Source organism: Colwellia chukchiensis (assembly GCF_002104455.1).
GTDB lineage: Bacteria > Pseudomonadota > Gammaproteobacteria > Enterobacterales > Alteromonadaceae > Cognaticolwellia > Cognaticolwellia chukchiensis.
The window spans coordinates 100,317-116,763 of sequence record NZ_NBOC01000007.1 but is presented as its reverse complement, the minus strand read 5'-3'; the positions used below and the strand labels follow the sequence as shown (position 1 = coordinate 116,763).

Annotated in this window: 11 protein-coding genes, 1 tRNA gene and 1 pseudogene; 8 read left to right on the top strand and 5 right to left on the bottom strand. The window is 40.5% G+C overall.

What is annotated here, in order from left to right; all coding sequences use genetic code 11:
* Positions 1 to 31: 31 nt before the first annotated feature.
* The 4 genes and pseudogenes from mgtE to B6K83_RS18750 form a co-directional block, all read right to left on the bottom strand.
* Positions 32 to 1,375 (bottom strand): magnesium transporter, encoded by a 1,344-nt coding sequence (mgtE, locus tag B6K83_RS10030; RefSeq protein ID WP_085284787.1) that lies wholly within the window; start codon positions 1,373 to 1,375, stop codon positions 32 to 34.
* A gap of 208 nt (positions 1,376 to 1,583) precedes the next feature.
* Complete coding sequence (locus B6K83_RS10025; RefSeq protein WP_085284786.1) at positions 1,584 to 3,242, bottom strand: nitrilase-related carbon-nitrogen hydrolase; 1,659 nt, start codon at positions 3,240 to 3,242, stop codon at positions 1,584 to 1,586.
* Positions 3,243 to 3,402: 160 nt separating this feature from the next.
* A complete protein-coding gene (locus tag B6K83_RS10020; RefSeq protein ID WP_269844013.1) occupies positions 3,403 to 3,897 on the bottom strand; it encodes a GGDEF domain-containing protein in 495 nt (164 codons plus the stop codon).
* A 17-nt stretch (positions 3,898 to 3,914) separates the two neighbouring features.
* A pseudogene (locus tag B6K83_RS18750) lies at positions 3,915 to 4,025 on the bottom strand (IS982 family transposase); the annotation flags it as partial.
* A 219-nt stretch (positions 4,026 to 4,244) separates the two neighbouring features.
* Between B6K83_RS18750 and B6K83_RS10015 the strand changes: the two are divergent.
* Entirely contained in the window at positions 4,245 to 4,850 is a 606-nt protein-coding gene (locus B6K83_RS10015) for a nuclear transport factor 2 family protein (RefSeq protein ID WP_085284784.1), read from the top strand.
* Positions 4,851 to 5,350: 500 nt separating this feature from the next.
* Here B6K83_RS10015 and B6K83_RS10010 read toward each other — a convergent pair.
* Positions 5,351 to 5,441 (bottom strand) — tRNA-Ser (locus B6K83_RS10010).
* Positions 5,442 to 5,701: 260 nt separating this feature from the next.
* Here B6K83_RS10010 and B6K83_RS10005 point away from each other — a divergent pair.
* The 7 genes from B6K83_RS10005 to B6K83_RS09975 all read left to right on the top strand — a co-directional run bounded on the left by B6K83_RS10005 (position 5,702) and on the right by B6K83_RS09975 (position 16,422).
* Positions 5,702 to 7,153 (top strand): MATE family efflux transporter, encoded by a 1,452-nt coding sequence (locus B6K83_RS10005; RefSeq protein WP_085284783.1) that lies wholly within the window; start codon positions 5,702 to 5,704, stop codon positions 7,151 to 7,153.
* Positions 7,154 to 7,191: 38 nt separating this feature from the next.
* On the top strand, positions 7,192 to 7,935 hold the full coding sequence (locus tag B6K83_RS10000; protein WP_085284782.1) for an ABC transporter permease: 744 nt from the start codon (positions 7,192 to 7,194) through the stop codon (positions 7,933 to 7,935).
* Between the two features lie 319 nt (positions 7,936 to 8,254).
* The gene (locus B6K83_RS09995; RefSeq protein ID WP_092251313.1) at positions 8,255 to 10,225 is read left to right on the top strand and encodes a TonB-dependent receptor plug domain-containing protein; all 1,971 of its coding nucleotides are present in this window, start codon (positions 8,255 to 8,257) and stop codon (positions 10,223 to 10,225) included.
* A 70-nt stretch (positions 10,226 to 10,295) separates the two neighbouring features.
* Positions 10,296 to 11,231, top strand: a complete 936-nt coding sequence (locus B6K83_RS09990) for an ABC transporter substrate-binding protein (protein ID WP_085284780.1) — start codon at positions 10,296 to 10,298, stop codon at positions 11,229 to 11,231.
* Positions 11,228 to 13,771: a response regulator gene (locus B6K83_RS09985; RefSeq protein WP_085284779.1), complete on the top strand. Its 2,544-nt coding sequence runs from the start codon at positions 11,228 to 11,230 to the stop codon at positions 13,769 to 13,771. The genes B6K83_RS09990 and B6K83_RS09985 overlap by 4 nt, the downstream gene beginning before the upstream one ends.
* On the top strand, positions 13,755 to 14,297 hold the full coding sequence (locus tag B6K83_RS09980; protein WP_158088337.1) for an Hpt domain-containing protein: 543 nt from the start codon (positions 13,755 to 13,757) through the stop codon (positions 14,295 to 14,297). Before B6K83_RS09985 ends, B6K83_RS09980 begins: the two co-directional genes overlap by 17 nt.
* Positions 14,290 to 16,422, top strand: a complete 2,133-nt coding sequence (locus tag B6K83_RS09975) for an EAL domain-containing protein (RefSeq protein ID WP_085284777.1) — start codon at positions 14,290 to 14,292, stop codon at positions 16,420 to 16,422. Before B6K83_RS09980 ends, B6K83_RS09975 begins: the two co-directional genes overlap by 8 nt.
* The last annotated feature ends 25 nt before the right edge of the window (positions 16,423 to 16,447 follow it).

The following is a 16,447-nucleotide window of genomic DNA, read 5'->3' as shown; positions in this document are numbered from 1 at the left end:
TTTAACCTGAAGGTTTATGCCTTTGTTGACCTTAAATATTTAGTAAAGCAGTCGCTATTGAAAAATAAACGATCACACCAACGGCATCTGCAATAGTTGTTACTAGCGGGCCACTGGCGGTCGCTGGGTCTAACTTTAATTTATGCAGTAAAAATGGCAAAGACAAGCCGACAATACTCCCCACCATCACCACCAAAATCATGGTTAAAGCTACCACGGTCGCTATTTCAGTACCGCCACGCATTAAACCAACAGGAAAAACTAATGCCGCCATGGTAAGCCCTAGTGCCAAGGCAATAGCTAACTCTCGTAAAATAAGCTTACGCCAGTCACTTAATACCACATCTCCGGTTGCCATTGCCCTCACCATTAAGGTTGCCGATTGTGATCCCGCATTACCGCTACTATCAATTAATAATGGTAGAAAAAATACTAACGCTACATAAGCTAAAATAGTTTCTTCAAATAAAGCAAGTCCTGCGCCCGAAATCAGGTTGCCAAAAATTAACAGCGCCAGCCAAACGATACGTTTTTTGTACAATAACCGCATACTGGCTTTCATAACACTTTGCATCAAGGGTTCAACCGTGCCGGTTTTGTGAAAGTCTTCTGTAGTTTCTTGTTGCATCGCATCTGCGGCATCATCATGGGTGACAATACCCACCAGTCGATCGTTTTCATCAACCACAGGTACTGCGGTTAAGTCATATCGGTTAATAACGTGCGCCACAGCCTCTTGGCTATCATTGAGGCCAACTTTTACCGGATCTGTTTCCATTAACGCCATTATGGGCTTATCGTCAGCGGCTAAAATTAAGGTATGTAAACGCAGCGCGCCAATAAGCTTGCGGTCACTGTCGATAATATAAGAGCGATAAATCGTTTCTTTTTCTGGCGCTTCTTGGCGTAATTGTGCGATGGCTTCTTTGGCACGCAAATTAGCAGCTAAGGTAACATATTCACAACACATCAAGGCACCCGCGGTTTTCTCTGCGTAAGCAGATAACCTTCGAATGTCGTTGCGTTGCTCTTCGCCTAAGTCTTGTAATAATTGCTGCTGTTTGGCAGGCTCTAATTGATTAAATAAGTCTACCTGCTTGTCAGACGCCATTAATGAGGCAACTGATGCGAGTTCATCATGCGGCAATAAGTTTGAAAACGCCACTTGACTGCTCAAATCTAAATAAGCAAAAACGGCGGTTTTTTTTGCTAAATCAAGCGAGCGCAAGTGTTGTAAAGCTTGTACTGGCTCTAACCTTTCAATAAAGGCTGCAACATCAACAGCGTGAGCTAACGCAATAAATTCATGTATTGCTGCCTTGCTTGACTGTGCATCTGGCATTAATGCTCGTTGAAATGCTTGATTAGGGGACATTTTTACTCCTTTTCCAACAAAGACTGCCAAGGCAGTTGCTAGCCTATACCTTGGTATTAATTTGCGACTTGTTACTATTGAAGCTAGCGTAAAATTAGCACATCACCAATTTAGGCTTATTTTGTCGTCACGAACACACTGATCGGTTACTTGTAAACAAGACATTTAAACTGTGCCCGCCTAAACTGTAACGAGCTACCCATGACAGTTATTGTTTTGTAGCCGGGAATACCAATGCTTTGGTGATTTTTCCATGCTGCTGCTTGATTAATGTTTTGCGGTTAAAATTGGCAAACCTCGCTGATGTTAACTGGGTTAAACTAGTTTTATTTATGGCGAAATTAGCAATAAAACCCGTTGATTTGTTTGCCTTTGCACTTGCATTATCTGCTGCATTAATAAAGGACTTCTCGCGGCTGGCCACAATAAGACAAAGCTTGTGCTCAGCGCCAATTGCCAACAAATTAAAGTCGCTTTCTTGTGCTGTTTGTAAATCAAAGGGCACAAGCAATAATGCTATGTCTCTTTTCGCTGCCATCGCCACTATTTCAGGGTTGATGGCATCATCACCTGTTAACATGGCAAGCTTAATGCTGCCTTGCTCAAAAGGCAACGTAATAATATTTAAAGAGTTTATCGGTTCTGACCACGGATAACGTTGACAATATTGTAATTGAGACTGACTCGCTATCAGCCCATCAGCACTGATCAACACCGCTTGGTGATAACCTTCAATGATCAAACTGGTACAAACGTACTGCAACGGCCGCAAAACTGCGCTGATGCGGCTAATAGCACTATGACTAATATCTGCTAACGAGGCTAAATTATTTTTATCTGCAGCAATGTTTTTATCGGTTAAAAAAAACAACTCTGGTAATTGAATGATATCAGTGAGGTTATTTTCAATATAATGACACACATCTTCAATCGCTTGCTGCATAGATTTATAAGTCGCAAAAATTGCCACATTGAGCGTTTCGGGCACAGCGCTCAAGTGCGCGGCGTCAAGTATTACATATTGCAGAGCAATATTTTCGCTAACTTGTCTATATTGCGTTAAGCCCGCACGGCTAACATCAATATCGGCAAACGCTATGCCCTCTTCTCGATGGGCAATTTGCGCCAGCACTTGACCATTAGGTGCAATTATTTGGCTATAACCGTAGCCTTGTACTGCTATTTCATCATTGTTATACAAAACTTGTTCAGTGTCTGTTAGTTGACTTTTTTGCGCTGCTAAACAACCAATTTTGTTAGAGGTAGCAACAAATACTTGATTTTGCCAAGCCCTAGCCGGCTCAAATAACGCAATTTGCTCACGCGAGTTAGCACTACTTGAGCAACACAGCAACTGTGCACCTTGCAAACTCAGCACCTGTGCTGCGTTAAATGCTAGTCCTCGCCCTCCAGGCATTAAACCCAACTTTACCTGAGTGTTACCTGCACGGTTTGTTGCGGACTGATTAATCGCAAAAACGGCTAAGTCATGGGCACTAGGTTGGGCATTATTGGTTGGGTAAATTAACTCTCCTTGTGGTGAGAACAAACAAACGCTGGCACAGACACTCTGATTTTGTAAATCCGCTTGCGCAATGTTTCCTGCTCGCAAAGTGACATGAATAACAATATAACAACTATGTTGTTGTGCTTGCTCTGCAATGGCTTGCAAAAAATAACCGTCGATTTCCAATGCTTGCTGCCATGCCTGTCTTTGATCTTTTAACCAAGACACCGTATTAGCAAATTCAGGTAACACAATCAGTGTTGGTTGATGTTGAGCGGCTTTATTGATCACGCGAATACAAGTCGCTAGGTTTTGCTGGGTATTTAATGTCGTAGCAAACTGGGTGATAGCAAGGCGCATAAGTTAAATTTCCAAGTCGCTAGAAATATCGATTAATAGCAAAGTTATTGTTAAAGCGGACAATTGTACCTGTTTAGCCGTTAGGCAGGAATCTTTAACACCATTATTGCTAACGATTTTTTTGATGATCTTGTTAGCAAGCCCTATTGAGCTTTAAAAGTTATTGCCAACAAACGGTTTGATTGCGGCCATTTCGCTTGGCTTGGTATAGGCTTTTATCGGCCAAGTGCATCACAGCTTCAAAATCTGCGCCTTGACTATCTGCCTCAATTAAGCCTACTGATGTGGTTATATTGACGGGTCCCTGATCTGTGTCAATAGATAACAACTGCGTGGATTGGCGAATACGCTCGGCAATAATAAACGCATTGTCTGCATTGGTTGCGGGCAATAATAGTGCAAACTCTTCACCACCTAGGCGAGCAAAGGTATCGTAATCACGCAAAAAAGCAGAAACATGGTTCGCAAACGCCTTCAATACCTGATCGCCAACGCCGTGACCAAATTTATCGTTAACGTTTTTAAAGTTATCTAAGTCAAACACTAGCAATGATAAACTTTGCTGGGTACGTTTACTGCGATTAAACTCAGCTTTCGCCTTATTATAAAAATAACGGCGGTTAAAAATTTCAGTGAGATAATCTTTATCGACAATTTTTTCAATTGCTCTAACTTACGCTTTTGTTTTGTAGACCTGTTAGCGATTAGCTTGGCTTCCCATACGGGAAAAAATTGATGATAAAAATCATCGACATCGCAAAATATATCTATTAACTTATTCATCTGCCGACCTTTATTGCTTTTAAATCGTTTTTAGTCAAAAGATCTGGTCGCAAGGTGGGTAATTAGTTCAATCCTTATCCAGTTTTCAGGTTCGATTAATTCAAGTAGCTACCTGAATATCGCCTTAAGTCTTCATCTCGCAGACAAGTCAAAAGCAGACTAGCACGAGAGAAAAGTACAATATTTATATAAAACCACCACCTTCAATTGGAGTGATTCATGATATTTAATCGACTACAAACCTACGCCGCACCGTTAATATTTACCGCATCAATTCTCACAGCATTAATGGGCTGCTCGTTCAGCGCGTTAGCTAACAGCCAGAGCAAATCCGAAGCCAGTCAGGCCGTTCATCAAGGCGCGGATCAAGGCAAGAGCCTAGCCGCCAAAAATGCCATTAATCAAGTGCTCGATGGCTTACATGAAGCCGCTAGCAAAACTGATCTAGACACATACCTTGGCTCATTCACCAATACAGGCGTTTTTATGGGCACGGATGATTGGGAGCGTTGGTCACGCCCAGAAACCCTAGACAAGTACGTAGCAGAACGCTTTGCTGGCGGTACCGGCTGGTCGTATAAATCTGTGGAGCGACACATCAACTTTTCACCCGAGCAAAACATCGCGTGGTTCGACGAAATCACCGTCTCTGAAAAGTGGGGGCGCTTTCGCGGCACAGGGGTGTTGATAAACCACGACGGCAAATGGAAAATCGCCCATTACGCCATGTCAGCGTTAGTACCTAACGAAGCATGGGAAAAGGTCGCCGATATTAATATTAAGGCCTTTGCCGAGCGGCAAAAAAATAATAATCCCAAAAACTAGCTTTTAACGGCGCATTTATTAACCGAATTTGGGGTATAGCTCAGTCATTCATTCATTCATACAGCGAAGCAGGAGCCAGTCCTGCTATTTTACTGCGATAAAATAATCTCTGAAATGTTTTAAGGCTGAATAAATCATGTTACCAACGCTAAAACAAGAAGAGTTAGTCATAATAAACATTCTCGTTTTGAAGGCTATTCTGAACTATTAACGTTATTGCCTGCATAGTCATCACTTAAAAAACACATTTTTTATGACTAAAATCTGCACTGAAAGAAACTACATTATTTGACGAATTTATAAAAATAAAGATGAAATAGTGATTTTATTCGAAAGTGCTTAAACGAGAAAGAGCTACACATTGTGCTGCCTTTTAATATGGCAGTGAGATAAAGCCTTGAACTCTGGGATAGGTTTAACGCTACAAACCCTTTTAACTATATGAAGCTTATAAAAGCAAAAAACCCGCTAACCTTTCGGTTAACGGGCTTTTCTATATATGGCGGTGAGATAGAGATTTGAACTCTAGAAGGGCTACAAACCCTTGCCGGTTTTCAAGACCGGTGCTTTCGACCACTCAGCCATCTCACCAGATATTCAAAAAGCACTGCTGCTTCAGAACGAGGCGAATATTAAATACTGTGCGATGTTTTGTAAAGCGCTAATTAGCTATATTTTGCAATTTTTTAGCTTTTTTTCATCAAATGTTGAATAAAGCAGCAATTAACAGCAAATCGAGCTAATAAATATAATAATATTAAGTTTTTCATTACGATTTGTAACATTGCTTGTTAACATTTTACGCACTTGCAAATGTTATACTACGCCATTACCTTTTTTCAGGAGCTATTGTGTCCAAAGCTAACCAATCCGTAGCTGATCGCAGTCTATTAAGTTTAACTTGGCCGATTTTTATTGATCTTTTTTTCATCTTTATGATCAACGTCACCGATGCGTGGTTTTTGAGTCAAATTTCTGATACTGCTGCAGCATCAGTCGGCGCCATATTACCTATTTTGGGCATCGCGTTTGCGCTTTATAGTACCTTACATCAAGGTGGCAGCAGTGTTGCGTCGCAGCGTATAGGCGCGGGTGATTTTCACAAACTTGCCACCACCTATGGCGTGCTTTTTATTATCTTATTTATTGGCGGATTATTGCTGACGGCATTAATGTGTATTTTTGCGCCAACCTTTGCAACATGGATGGGCTTAAGCGATGACATGGCGATTATGGCTAGCATATATTTAAGCACCATTGGCATGGGCACATGGATTTTAGCCTTACGTTTTGCCGCTGCCGCTGTGCTGACCTCGCAAGGCAAAACAAACTGGAATATGTGGTCAACCTTAGTGATGACTATCGTCAACATTGTATTTAATTATCTATTGGTAGATGGCAAATTTGGCTTTCCAGCATTAGGTGTAAAAGGCGTTGCACTTGCTTCGGTAACTGCTTGGGCAGTAAGTTTATGCTTTACCTTAGTGATCATCAAAAAACACTTAAAGTTTAAAATCTCTTTACCAAATAACTGGCTAAAATTTAAAAACAACAGTGCGCCGATTTTAAAAATTGCTATGCCATCAGTGTTGGAGCCGATGTCATGGCAGTTTACGCAAATTTTAATGACAGTAATGATAGTCACTATGGGTGAAATTGCCCTAGCGACCCGTATCTATAGTTTTAACTTATTATTTACTGCTGTGCTCTATGGCTTTGCTGTGAGTGCGGGGGTGCAAATTAAAGTAGCGCATTATATTGGCGCAAAACGATTTGATGACGCGCACCAACAATTAATGCAAGGATTAAAGCTAGGCTTGGTGGGTGCCATGATCTTTGTTTTTACACTATTAGCTTTTTCTGAACAATTATTTGCCATTTTTACAGATAATACGGATATTTGGGCCATGGGGAAAATGATTTTATGGGTGGCTATATTAGGTGAATTTGGTCGCAGTTTTAACTTAATAGTGGGTGCATCACTTCGAGCATCAGGTGATGCGCGCTATGTGTCGATTGTCGGCTTTAGTATCATGTGGTTTGTGGCTATGCCTTTGGCATGGGCGCTAGGCCTACATTTTGCTTATGGCTTGGTTGGCATTTGGTTAGCCATGAGCATAGATGAATGCATACGCGGCTTCTTTTCTTTTAATCGTTGGCAAACCGGTAAATGGCGCACGAAAGGTGTTTATATGGACGAAGTGCCTGTGCATGAACCTAGTATAAATGAACGAATAGATTGCCAAGAGGCTAACGAAGGTTACGATATTATTAACCATGAGTCTCAAAGCAATAAAAAATAACGCCATGAGTTAGCCGTCAACAAGGTGATCACAAAACCATGAATACGAGCATAGAAATTCTCAGCATAACCGATTTAGTGGTTGCTTTTATGCCGGTAATTATCGCACTTGGCTTTATATATTATTGGTCGTTAAGTCTCAGCCAGGCAAGTTATGCATTAGCAAGAATGCTAGTACAGTTACTCTTAATTGGTTATGTACTTAGCTATATTTTTTATGCCGACAATGTTTGGTTGATCAGCTCAATTTTACTGCTCATGATTGCAATTTCTAGCTGGATAGCGCTACGCACACAAAGCCAATATCGCACTGTGCTGTTTAAATATGGTTTTGTGGCAATCTTGTCTGGTGGCGGCTTTACGTTACTGATTATTAGCCAAGGGGCTTTGTCAGTCAGCCCTTGGTATCAACCGCAAGTGATCATTCCATTGGCTGGCATGATATTCGCTAATGCCATGAATAGTATTAGTCTATGTGCTGAACGTTTATTTTCAGAAATTGAACATCAAATCCCTTATGCTGTTGCGCGTAAACACGCTTTAAATGCCGCGACTATTCCAGTAATTAACGGCCTGTTCGCCGTTGGCTTAGTATCCTTACCCGGTATGATGACCGGACAAATATTGTCAGGCGTATCACCATTAATCGCAGCACGCTATCAAATTGTGGTGATGTGTATGGTGTTCTCATCCGCAGTGCTTTCTGCTGTGGTATTTTTAATGTTATCTGAGCGAACTCTGATCAGTATTCGTGAAAATAAAATCGTTAAAAACCGTCAATAGCTGAGTGCTACTTTTATAGATTTCGATTGTGTTCCTTTGGTTTCAATACAAACAACTGCCTATAAATATTTACTGAAGGTAGTAATATAAAACAGCTCGCCGTTTGATATAACTTTATATAATGCAATAATTTTATTGGAGTCATCAGTCAAATTATTGTAAAGTTTGGCTTGTATTACATAAGCTAAAACGGTGTGTTAAATGCCAATTTAGCCATTAGCAGCAATATAAATCTAACATGCTGCATTATTAAAATATAAGGTGCTATTTCGTGGTTTATCGCAACTCTAAATTAACAATAAAAACGGTATGCACATCAATGTTATTGGCACACTCTGTCGTTGCTTACGCTGATGAACAAGACTTTTCTTTTGATGATGAAGCACTGTTATTTTCTGATATAGAGTCTGTATTTACAGCATCAAAATTTACGCAAAAAGTCACGCAAGCCCCTGCCCGCATTAGTATTATTACGGCAAAAGAAATACAACAATATGGTTACCGTTCTATGGTTGATATATTGAACACCTTACCCGGATTTCAAACATCCTATGATCGTAGTTACAGTTACATCGGCGCCCGCGGATTTGGTGTTTTGGGTGATTTTAACTCACGCGTATTAATGTTAGTTGATGGTCATCGTGTCAATGAAAACATATACAGCGGCATGTTAATCGACAACGGCTTGATCGTGAATATCGACATCATTGACCGTATAGAAGTCGTTCGTGGCTCGGGTTCTGCTTTATATGGTAATAACGCTTTTTTTGCTGTTATCAATATCATGACCAAACGCGGCCGCGATATACAAGGTGTTCAAGCCGTAGCTAGCACAGGTAGCCAAAACACCCATAGCACAACCATTAGTTATGGGGATCGTTTTGATAACGGTGTCGAGCTATTACTCTCTGCTAGCCTTTATGAAAGTGATGGCAATGATAATATTTATTATCAAGAATTTGATGACCCGAGCACCAATCACGGCCATGCCCGCAATGTAGATGATGAAAAAAATGAAAACGTTTTTGCTAAAATTTCTTACGGCGGCTTAACGCTGAGCGGCGGTTATCAAAAACAGCAGAAAACTAACCCTACTGGCTCCTATGACACTGTATTTAACAGCCCGATCACAAAAGCTTGGGAGCAAACTAAATTTCTTGATGCAAAATACCAAACCTTGCTAAGTAGTGGTGCTGATATTAATGCCAGATTATTCTACGATGAATATCGCTATACTGGGCATTGGGCTTATGATTATTCTGACGCTGGTGATTTATCTGATATTGTTAATTGGCAAGAAATTTCTCATGGGCAATGGTGGGGCTCTGAGCTTACCGTAACTAAAGATCTCTTTGAAAACCACCGTGTTACGCTAGGTGGTGAATATCGAAATAATATTAAAGAAAAATCCGTCAGTTGGGATATTTACGAAACCTTTCTTGATATTAATTCCACTAGCTATACTTGGGGTCTTTACTTGCAAGATAATATCCAAGTGCAGGATAATTTAGTGATTAATGTCGGTATCAGACATGATTATTTCTCAGAAATAGACACCAGTACTACGCCGCGCATTGCCGCCATTTGGAACCCTATTACAGATACAACATTGAAATTAATTTATGGTACGGCCTACCGCGCTCCTAATGTTTACGAGCTTTATTATGATGATGAAGTCACACAAAAAGCTCCAGCGCAATTAAGCCCAGAAACCATAGATAGTCTTGAGTTAATATTAGAGCAAAAATTAAACGCCAACCTCAATTTAGTGGCATCTCTGTATCAAAATAAAATAGAGCAATTAATCACCCTAACCACTGATTCTATAGATAACTTGTTAGTATTTAAAAACCAAGATGATATAACAGCTAAAGGCGTAGAAATCGAACTACAAGGGCACTGGCAAAGTGGCTGGAATACGAGCCTAAGTTATAGCTACCAAAACAGTGAATTTGATAATAACGCCATGACGGTAACTAATGTACCGCAAACACAAGTTAAATTTAACCTTGCCTCGCCAACCCTAATTGCTGGTTTTAGTGCCGCGTTAAGTATGCAATATGAAAGTAGCCGGAAAACCATCCAAGCAAATAACACCGACAGTTATATACTGGCTAACCTAACCCTACTAAATACCAATGTGGTTAATAACTTAGATCTTTCAATAGGTATATATAACCTCTTTGATGAGCAGTACAGTTTTCCTGGCTCAGAAGAACATCTACAAGATCAAATTGCCCAAGATGGTCGCACTTTTCGTTTACGCTTTTCTTACCTGTTAGATATATAGCCAAATGCTAGTAACCAAGCATGACAATCAACAGACAGCTCAGCTAACCGTGGTAATGGATGACTAAAGCATGAAGCACTCGAAAATCAGTATAAAAAATGTGCTAACAACTGTGATAAAAATAGTTGTTGTGATCTGTGTTGCCATAATGCCAACTAGCGCCCAAGAGCCGCCGATAATAAACCTAGTGTACAATAACAAACTTGCCGCTTATCAGCAGCTGGTATCGGGATTCAAGTCGGTATTAGCCAAGAATAATCAACAGGTTAATTATGTTGAAAATATTGATTACAGCGCAATTGCGAGTAATACCCGTCTTATTTTAGCACTGGGGAGTAAGGCCATTAACCATACTCAAACAAAAGCCAGTAACCAAGCAGCAACTGCGGATATTATTGCCACTTTAACTTTAAATACCGACTTAATCGCCAGTGCCAACAATAGCACGGGTATCGCTATCCAAGTACCAAGTAAGCGGCAGTTACAATGGCACCAGCGCATTTTGCCTGATGCTAAACGTATTGGTGTACTCTATGACCCAAAAAACAGTCAAGCACTCGTGGATGAACTTACGATCGCTGCCGAAAGTATGTCATTAAAAATTATCGCGGTTGCTGTACATGCACCAACAGAGCTCAGTGCCGCGTTGAAACGCTTAGGGCGTGAAGCTGACAGCATTTTAAGCATACCCGATAACAGTGTGTATTCTGGCAAAACTGCAAAAGCTATTTTGTTATTTGCGTACCGTAATAAACTCCCATTTGTCGGTATGTCTCGTGCTTGGGTTAAAGCGGGTGCAATTTATGCGTTAGATTGGGACTATTTTCAACTTGGCCAACAATCCGGCACTATAGCACTAGACATACTGGCGGGAAAAAAAGCCAAAGCAATAGCCATACAGTATCCAACTTCAGAGCAATACTTGCTTAATTTAAAGACCGCAGAACAGCTGAAAATAGACTTCAGTAGCAACATCATTAACGGCGCTAGCGAGGTTTTTCAGTGAATAAGTTAATTAAACAGTTTCAACAAAAAATTAAGGCAATAGGATTAACAACAAAATTTAACTTAGTGGTTATTATCTTGGTAGCCTTAACTGCATTTGCATTAACTACAGCACTACTAAGTCTAGAACAAAATACCCGAAAAAAAGAGCTGCTCAATCACGGTGACTCTATTGCCCAAATGTTAGCAAAATTTAGTGAGTTTGCCCTTTACTCAGAAGACCAAGACTCCTTAGAGCTCATCCTCAATAGTATTGATGATAAAGCCATTAGTTACCTTGCCTTAGTGCGCAAAGATGACACCATAATTACTGACCGTTGGTACACAGAAGCGTTACCCGTACAGCGTGCATTTGTTAAACTAAGCCTGCCATCAACGACAACGCCTGTCTATAGCGACAGTGGTCAAGAAATACTGTTTGTGGTGCCGGTTAAATCATCTCGTTCAAACTTATTTAACGAGTATGACTTTCTTCCTAGTGATAACGCGGCAAGCGAATTGCTAGGTTATGTGCGATTAATGGTTAATACCACACAAATGGAACAATTAAAGCAAAAGTCCCTTGTTACGGTATTAAAAGTTGTCATATTGATATTTGTCATTGCTATCACCCTAACCTTTATTTTGGCGCGAAAAATCACCCGCCCTATCGCGGAGTTTGTCGCCGCCACTAAAAAAGTCGCATACGGAGAATTAACTAAGCCATTATTAAAATCACATGACGGCGAACTTGGCGAGTTAACCCATAACTTTAACCATATGATTGAGCAACTTGCACGCTCAAATCGCAGTGTAAAAGAACACCAAGAAAACCTAGAAAATAAAGTCATTGAAAGAACACAAGCTCTGCAGGCGGCAAAAGAATTAGCCGAAACCGCCAACAAAGCAAAAAGTGAGTTTTTAGCCGCCATGAGCCACGAGATCAGAACACCTATGAATGGCGTACTAGGCATGGCAGAGCTGCTACTCAATTCATCATTAAGCGCTCGCCAACACCATTTTGCTGAAACCATATTAAAATCAGGTGACTCATTGTTGTCGATTATCAACGATATTTTGGACTTCTCTAAAATTGAAGCCGGAAAACTAGAGTTAGATATCCATCAATTTGATTTACGAAAATTACTCGAAGACGTAGCGGAACTGCTAGCTGAAAGTGCGCAATCAAAAGGACTTGAGCTACACATCCAATTACCTAATGATCCTTATATCATAGTCAAAGGTGACGAAAATCGCTTACGACAAGTACTATTAAACCTGATCAGCAACGCAATCAAGTTTACCCAAACCGGTAATATAGTCGTTAAATTGAGCAAAACCGCTGCTGAGCAAGGAAAGTCACATTATAGTTTCAGTGTTATTGATACCGGTATAGGTATAGAAAAATCACAACAAGCACACATTTTTGAAGCGTTCTCGCAAGCAGACAGATCAACAACTCGCCGATATGGGGGCACTGGATTAGGACTAGCCATCACCCACCAAATTATTGAATTAATGGGTGGCAAACTGGTGGTCAAAAGTGAAGTAGAACAAGGCTCAACGTTTAGTTTTGACTTAACATTGCCCGATGTTGAAGAGCATAATCTGGCTTGGCCTATTCCCAAAGCGTTAAGTGGTAAACGAATTTTAGTGGTTGATGACAACAAAATTAACCGTGAAATATTACTTAATCAATTGAAAACTTGGCAGACGGATGTTGAACAAGCCAAAGATGGCTTGAGCGCCATCATGAAAATTAAGCAAGCGCAACATCATCAGCAAGCGTTTGACCTAGTTATTCTTGATTGGCATATGCCTAACATGGATGGTATAGAAGTCGCCGATATTATAATGCAAGACTCAGATATCATTACGCCTAAACTAATTATGTTAAGCTCAGCAGCATTTGATGAAGAAGCTTGTCGGGCAAAAAACGTCGGTATTCAACGTTACTTAACAAAGCCTGTGAAACAAAAAGCACTTTATGACTGCTTGATCAGTGAGCTTGCGTGGCAAGATATCTCGAACATAAAAACACTGGAGCGCGAAATACCACTTTCATTGGCAAAAAGCCCTGTCATTGAGTACAGTGAAAATAAAGACACGCCAACAACTACTAACAATACTCCCAACAGTGCTTTAAAAGGTGCCGCCATATTGTTAGTTGAAGATAACCCAGTAAACCAAGAAGTTGCAAAAGGTCTACTGGAAATTATGGGCTGTAACGTAGAGGTCGCAAACCATGGTCAAGAAGCCTTAATGCTGTACCATAAAGCCGAATTCGACTTGATCTTAATGGATTGTCATATGCCAGTTATGGATGGTATCGAAGCAACAAAAGCGATCCGACAGCTAGAGCAAACGAGCCAAAGCAATCACCATATGCCCATTATCGCGTTAACCGCGAATGTGCAGCAAGGTATCGAAGAACTCTGTCAAGAAGCTGGTATGGACGATTACGTTAGTAAACCTTTTGAACGAACGCGTCGCGTTAACCGCGAATGTGCAGCAAGGTATCGAAGAACTCTGTCAAGAAGCTGGTATGGACGATTACGTTAGTAAACCTTTTGAACGAACGCGATTAGAGCAAGTTCTAAGCCACTGGTTGACAAAAACCTCTAATTTACAACACCAAGCCGATAAACTTGAACAACATTTACAACCAAGCTCAAAGCAAAATGTAAGCGATGATCAGGCTAAGATAAGCGACAGTGCGCAAACAAAAACGCAACAAGTTTTACAACAAAAAGCACTCGATAACATCTTGGCTTTACATCAACCGGGCACACCCAATATATTACGACGCGTGATCACTATCTACCTAGACACCTCACCTAAATTACTTGACACCTTAGAGCAAGCTATTTTAGCGAACGATAGTGCCAAGCTTTATAGCACCGCACATTCTTTAAAATCTGCTAGCGCAAATTTAGGTGCAACAGCACTGGCTAAACTATGTCAACAGTTAGAGACACAGCAAGAAAACTTTCCGCAAGCCAAAACATTATGGCTAGAATTAACTGCAGAATATAAAACCGTCGAAAAAGCACTAAACCTTGAACTACAGGGGTTAACCGATGATTGATAAAAATTTATTCGAACAACAAATGACGGCGCTGGTGGTGGATGACGATATTGCCCACCGCTTACTGCTTGAGTCGACCTTATCAGCTGCAGGTCATTGGGTTAAATCGGCCGAAAACGGTAAACAAGCTGTCGAAATTTTTCAAAATACCGCCATAGACATAGTGTTAATGGATGTAAACATGCCAGAAATGGATGGTTTTCAAGCTTGCCAACAAATGCGCGCGTTAGCTCATGGCAAAGATGTACCTATTGTTTTGATCACCGGCATGGATGATCACAAATCCATAGAAAAAGCCTTTAATGTCGATGCCACCGACTTTATCATTAAACCGGTTAATTGGCCGATATTGGGCCATAGAGTCAGCTATTACCTAAAAGCCGGCCGTTTGTTCAAAGAGTTGCGTAATAGTGAACAAAGCTTAAAAGATGCACAAGAAATTGCCCTGATGGGCACATGGGAATTGGATCTGGCGACAATGCAGCTGCGTTTTTCCGAGCAGCTGAAACAACTCGCACAGTTGCAACACGCACCGCAAAATATCGACCGTTCTCTTTTACTTAATAAGCTTCACCCAGATGATAAGTACGTTGTTGCTGAAACCATAACCCAATCAATTTATTATAAAAAACCTTTTGATGTTGAGTACCGTATTCAATTAAGCAATGCGCAAGAACGAGTATTTCATGAGCAAGCAAAAGTCATCATGGATGCCAATGGCTATCCCTGTAAAATGCTTGGCACCATACAAGATATTACCGCACGCAAAAGCTTTGAAAAAGAAGTTCAGCACTTAGCTTATTTTGACGTATTAACCGGATTACCCAATCGCGAGCGCTTTAAACAATTAGTAAACACGGCTTTAGCCCGCGCAGAAAGAGAAGATGAAAAAGCGGTATTGATGTTTATAGACTTAGATGACTTTAAGGCGGTTAATGACACTTATGGTCATGATGTCGGTGATAAATTATTGCAAAGTGTGGCGCAAAATCTCAAAGATTGCTTAAGGTCATCTGACTTTATTTCCCATTATGATCCAATAAAAATGAGTGTTTCCAGATTAGGCGGTGACGAATTTACACTGATTGTCAGTGGTCTGAAAAATATGGAAGACTTTGAAAACATTGCCCGACGAGTTCACAGCAAACTTTGCCAAGCCATTTATATCGATGAAAAGAAGCTACGTGTTGCAGGTAGTATTGGTATCGCTATTTTTCCAGATGACGGACAAGACTTGCCGACCTTACTAAAGCATGCTGATATCGCCATGTACAAAGCAAAAGAATTAGGTCGTAATGGATTTCAATTTTATTCAAATACGCTCAATAACTACCTAGAAGAAAAAAGTGCCTTTGAAAGCAGGTTAAAAAACGCTATAAAAAATGGCGAGTTAGAACTTTACTATCAGCCACAGCTTGAAGCAGCAAAGCAACACTTGGTGGGTGTTGAAGCGCTGGTAAGGTGGAATGACCCAAAAACTGGGCTCGTATTAGCGCATGATTTTATCGACGTTGCTGAGAAAACAGACTTTATTTTAGCAATCGATGATTGGGTACTTAACAACGCTTGTCAACAAGCGGTAAAATGGCAAAAAGCGGGCTTAAGCCATCTTAAAGTTACCATTAATATATCAAAACGACAGTTAGATGATGACAGTATTATCACTAATATAGCCAATGCACTTCATACCTCGGGTTTAAATGCTGAGTGTTTAGAGCTAGACATTAATGAAAATACCCTTTCCCAGCCTTCAGATAAAACCTTGGCGCTTTTAAAAGAACTAAAAGATCTCGGCATAAAGCTAGCGATTGACGAGTTTGGTGTGGGTTTTTCGTCCTTAAACCACTTACGAAAGGTCGACATTGATAGCTTAAAGTTAAATCAAAATCTGCTTGAAAATATTACCACTGACGTTTGTGAAGCCGCTATTACTAAAGCGATTATCGATATCGCTAAAACATTAGAGTTAACGATAATCGCCGGTGGCATAGAACGTCAGGAGCAATTAACTTGGTTACAGCAACACGGTGGCCACTTATTTCAAGGCTATCTCTTTAGTAAACCATTGCCAGTTAGAGAAATAGAAGACTACTTTATAAAAACAACCAAAAACTTTGCACGCTAATAGCCTTCGTGCTTATTAAGGTGAC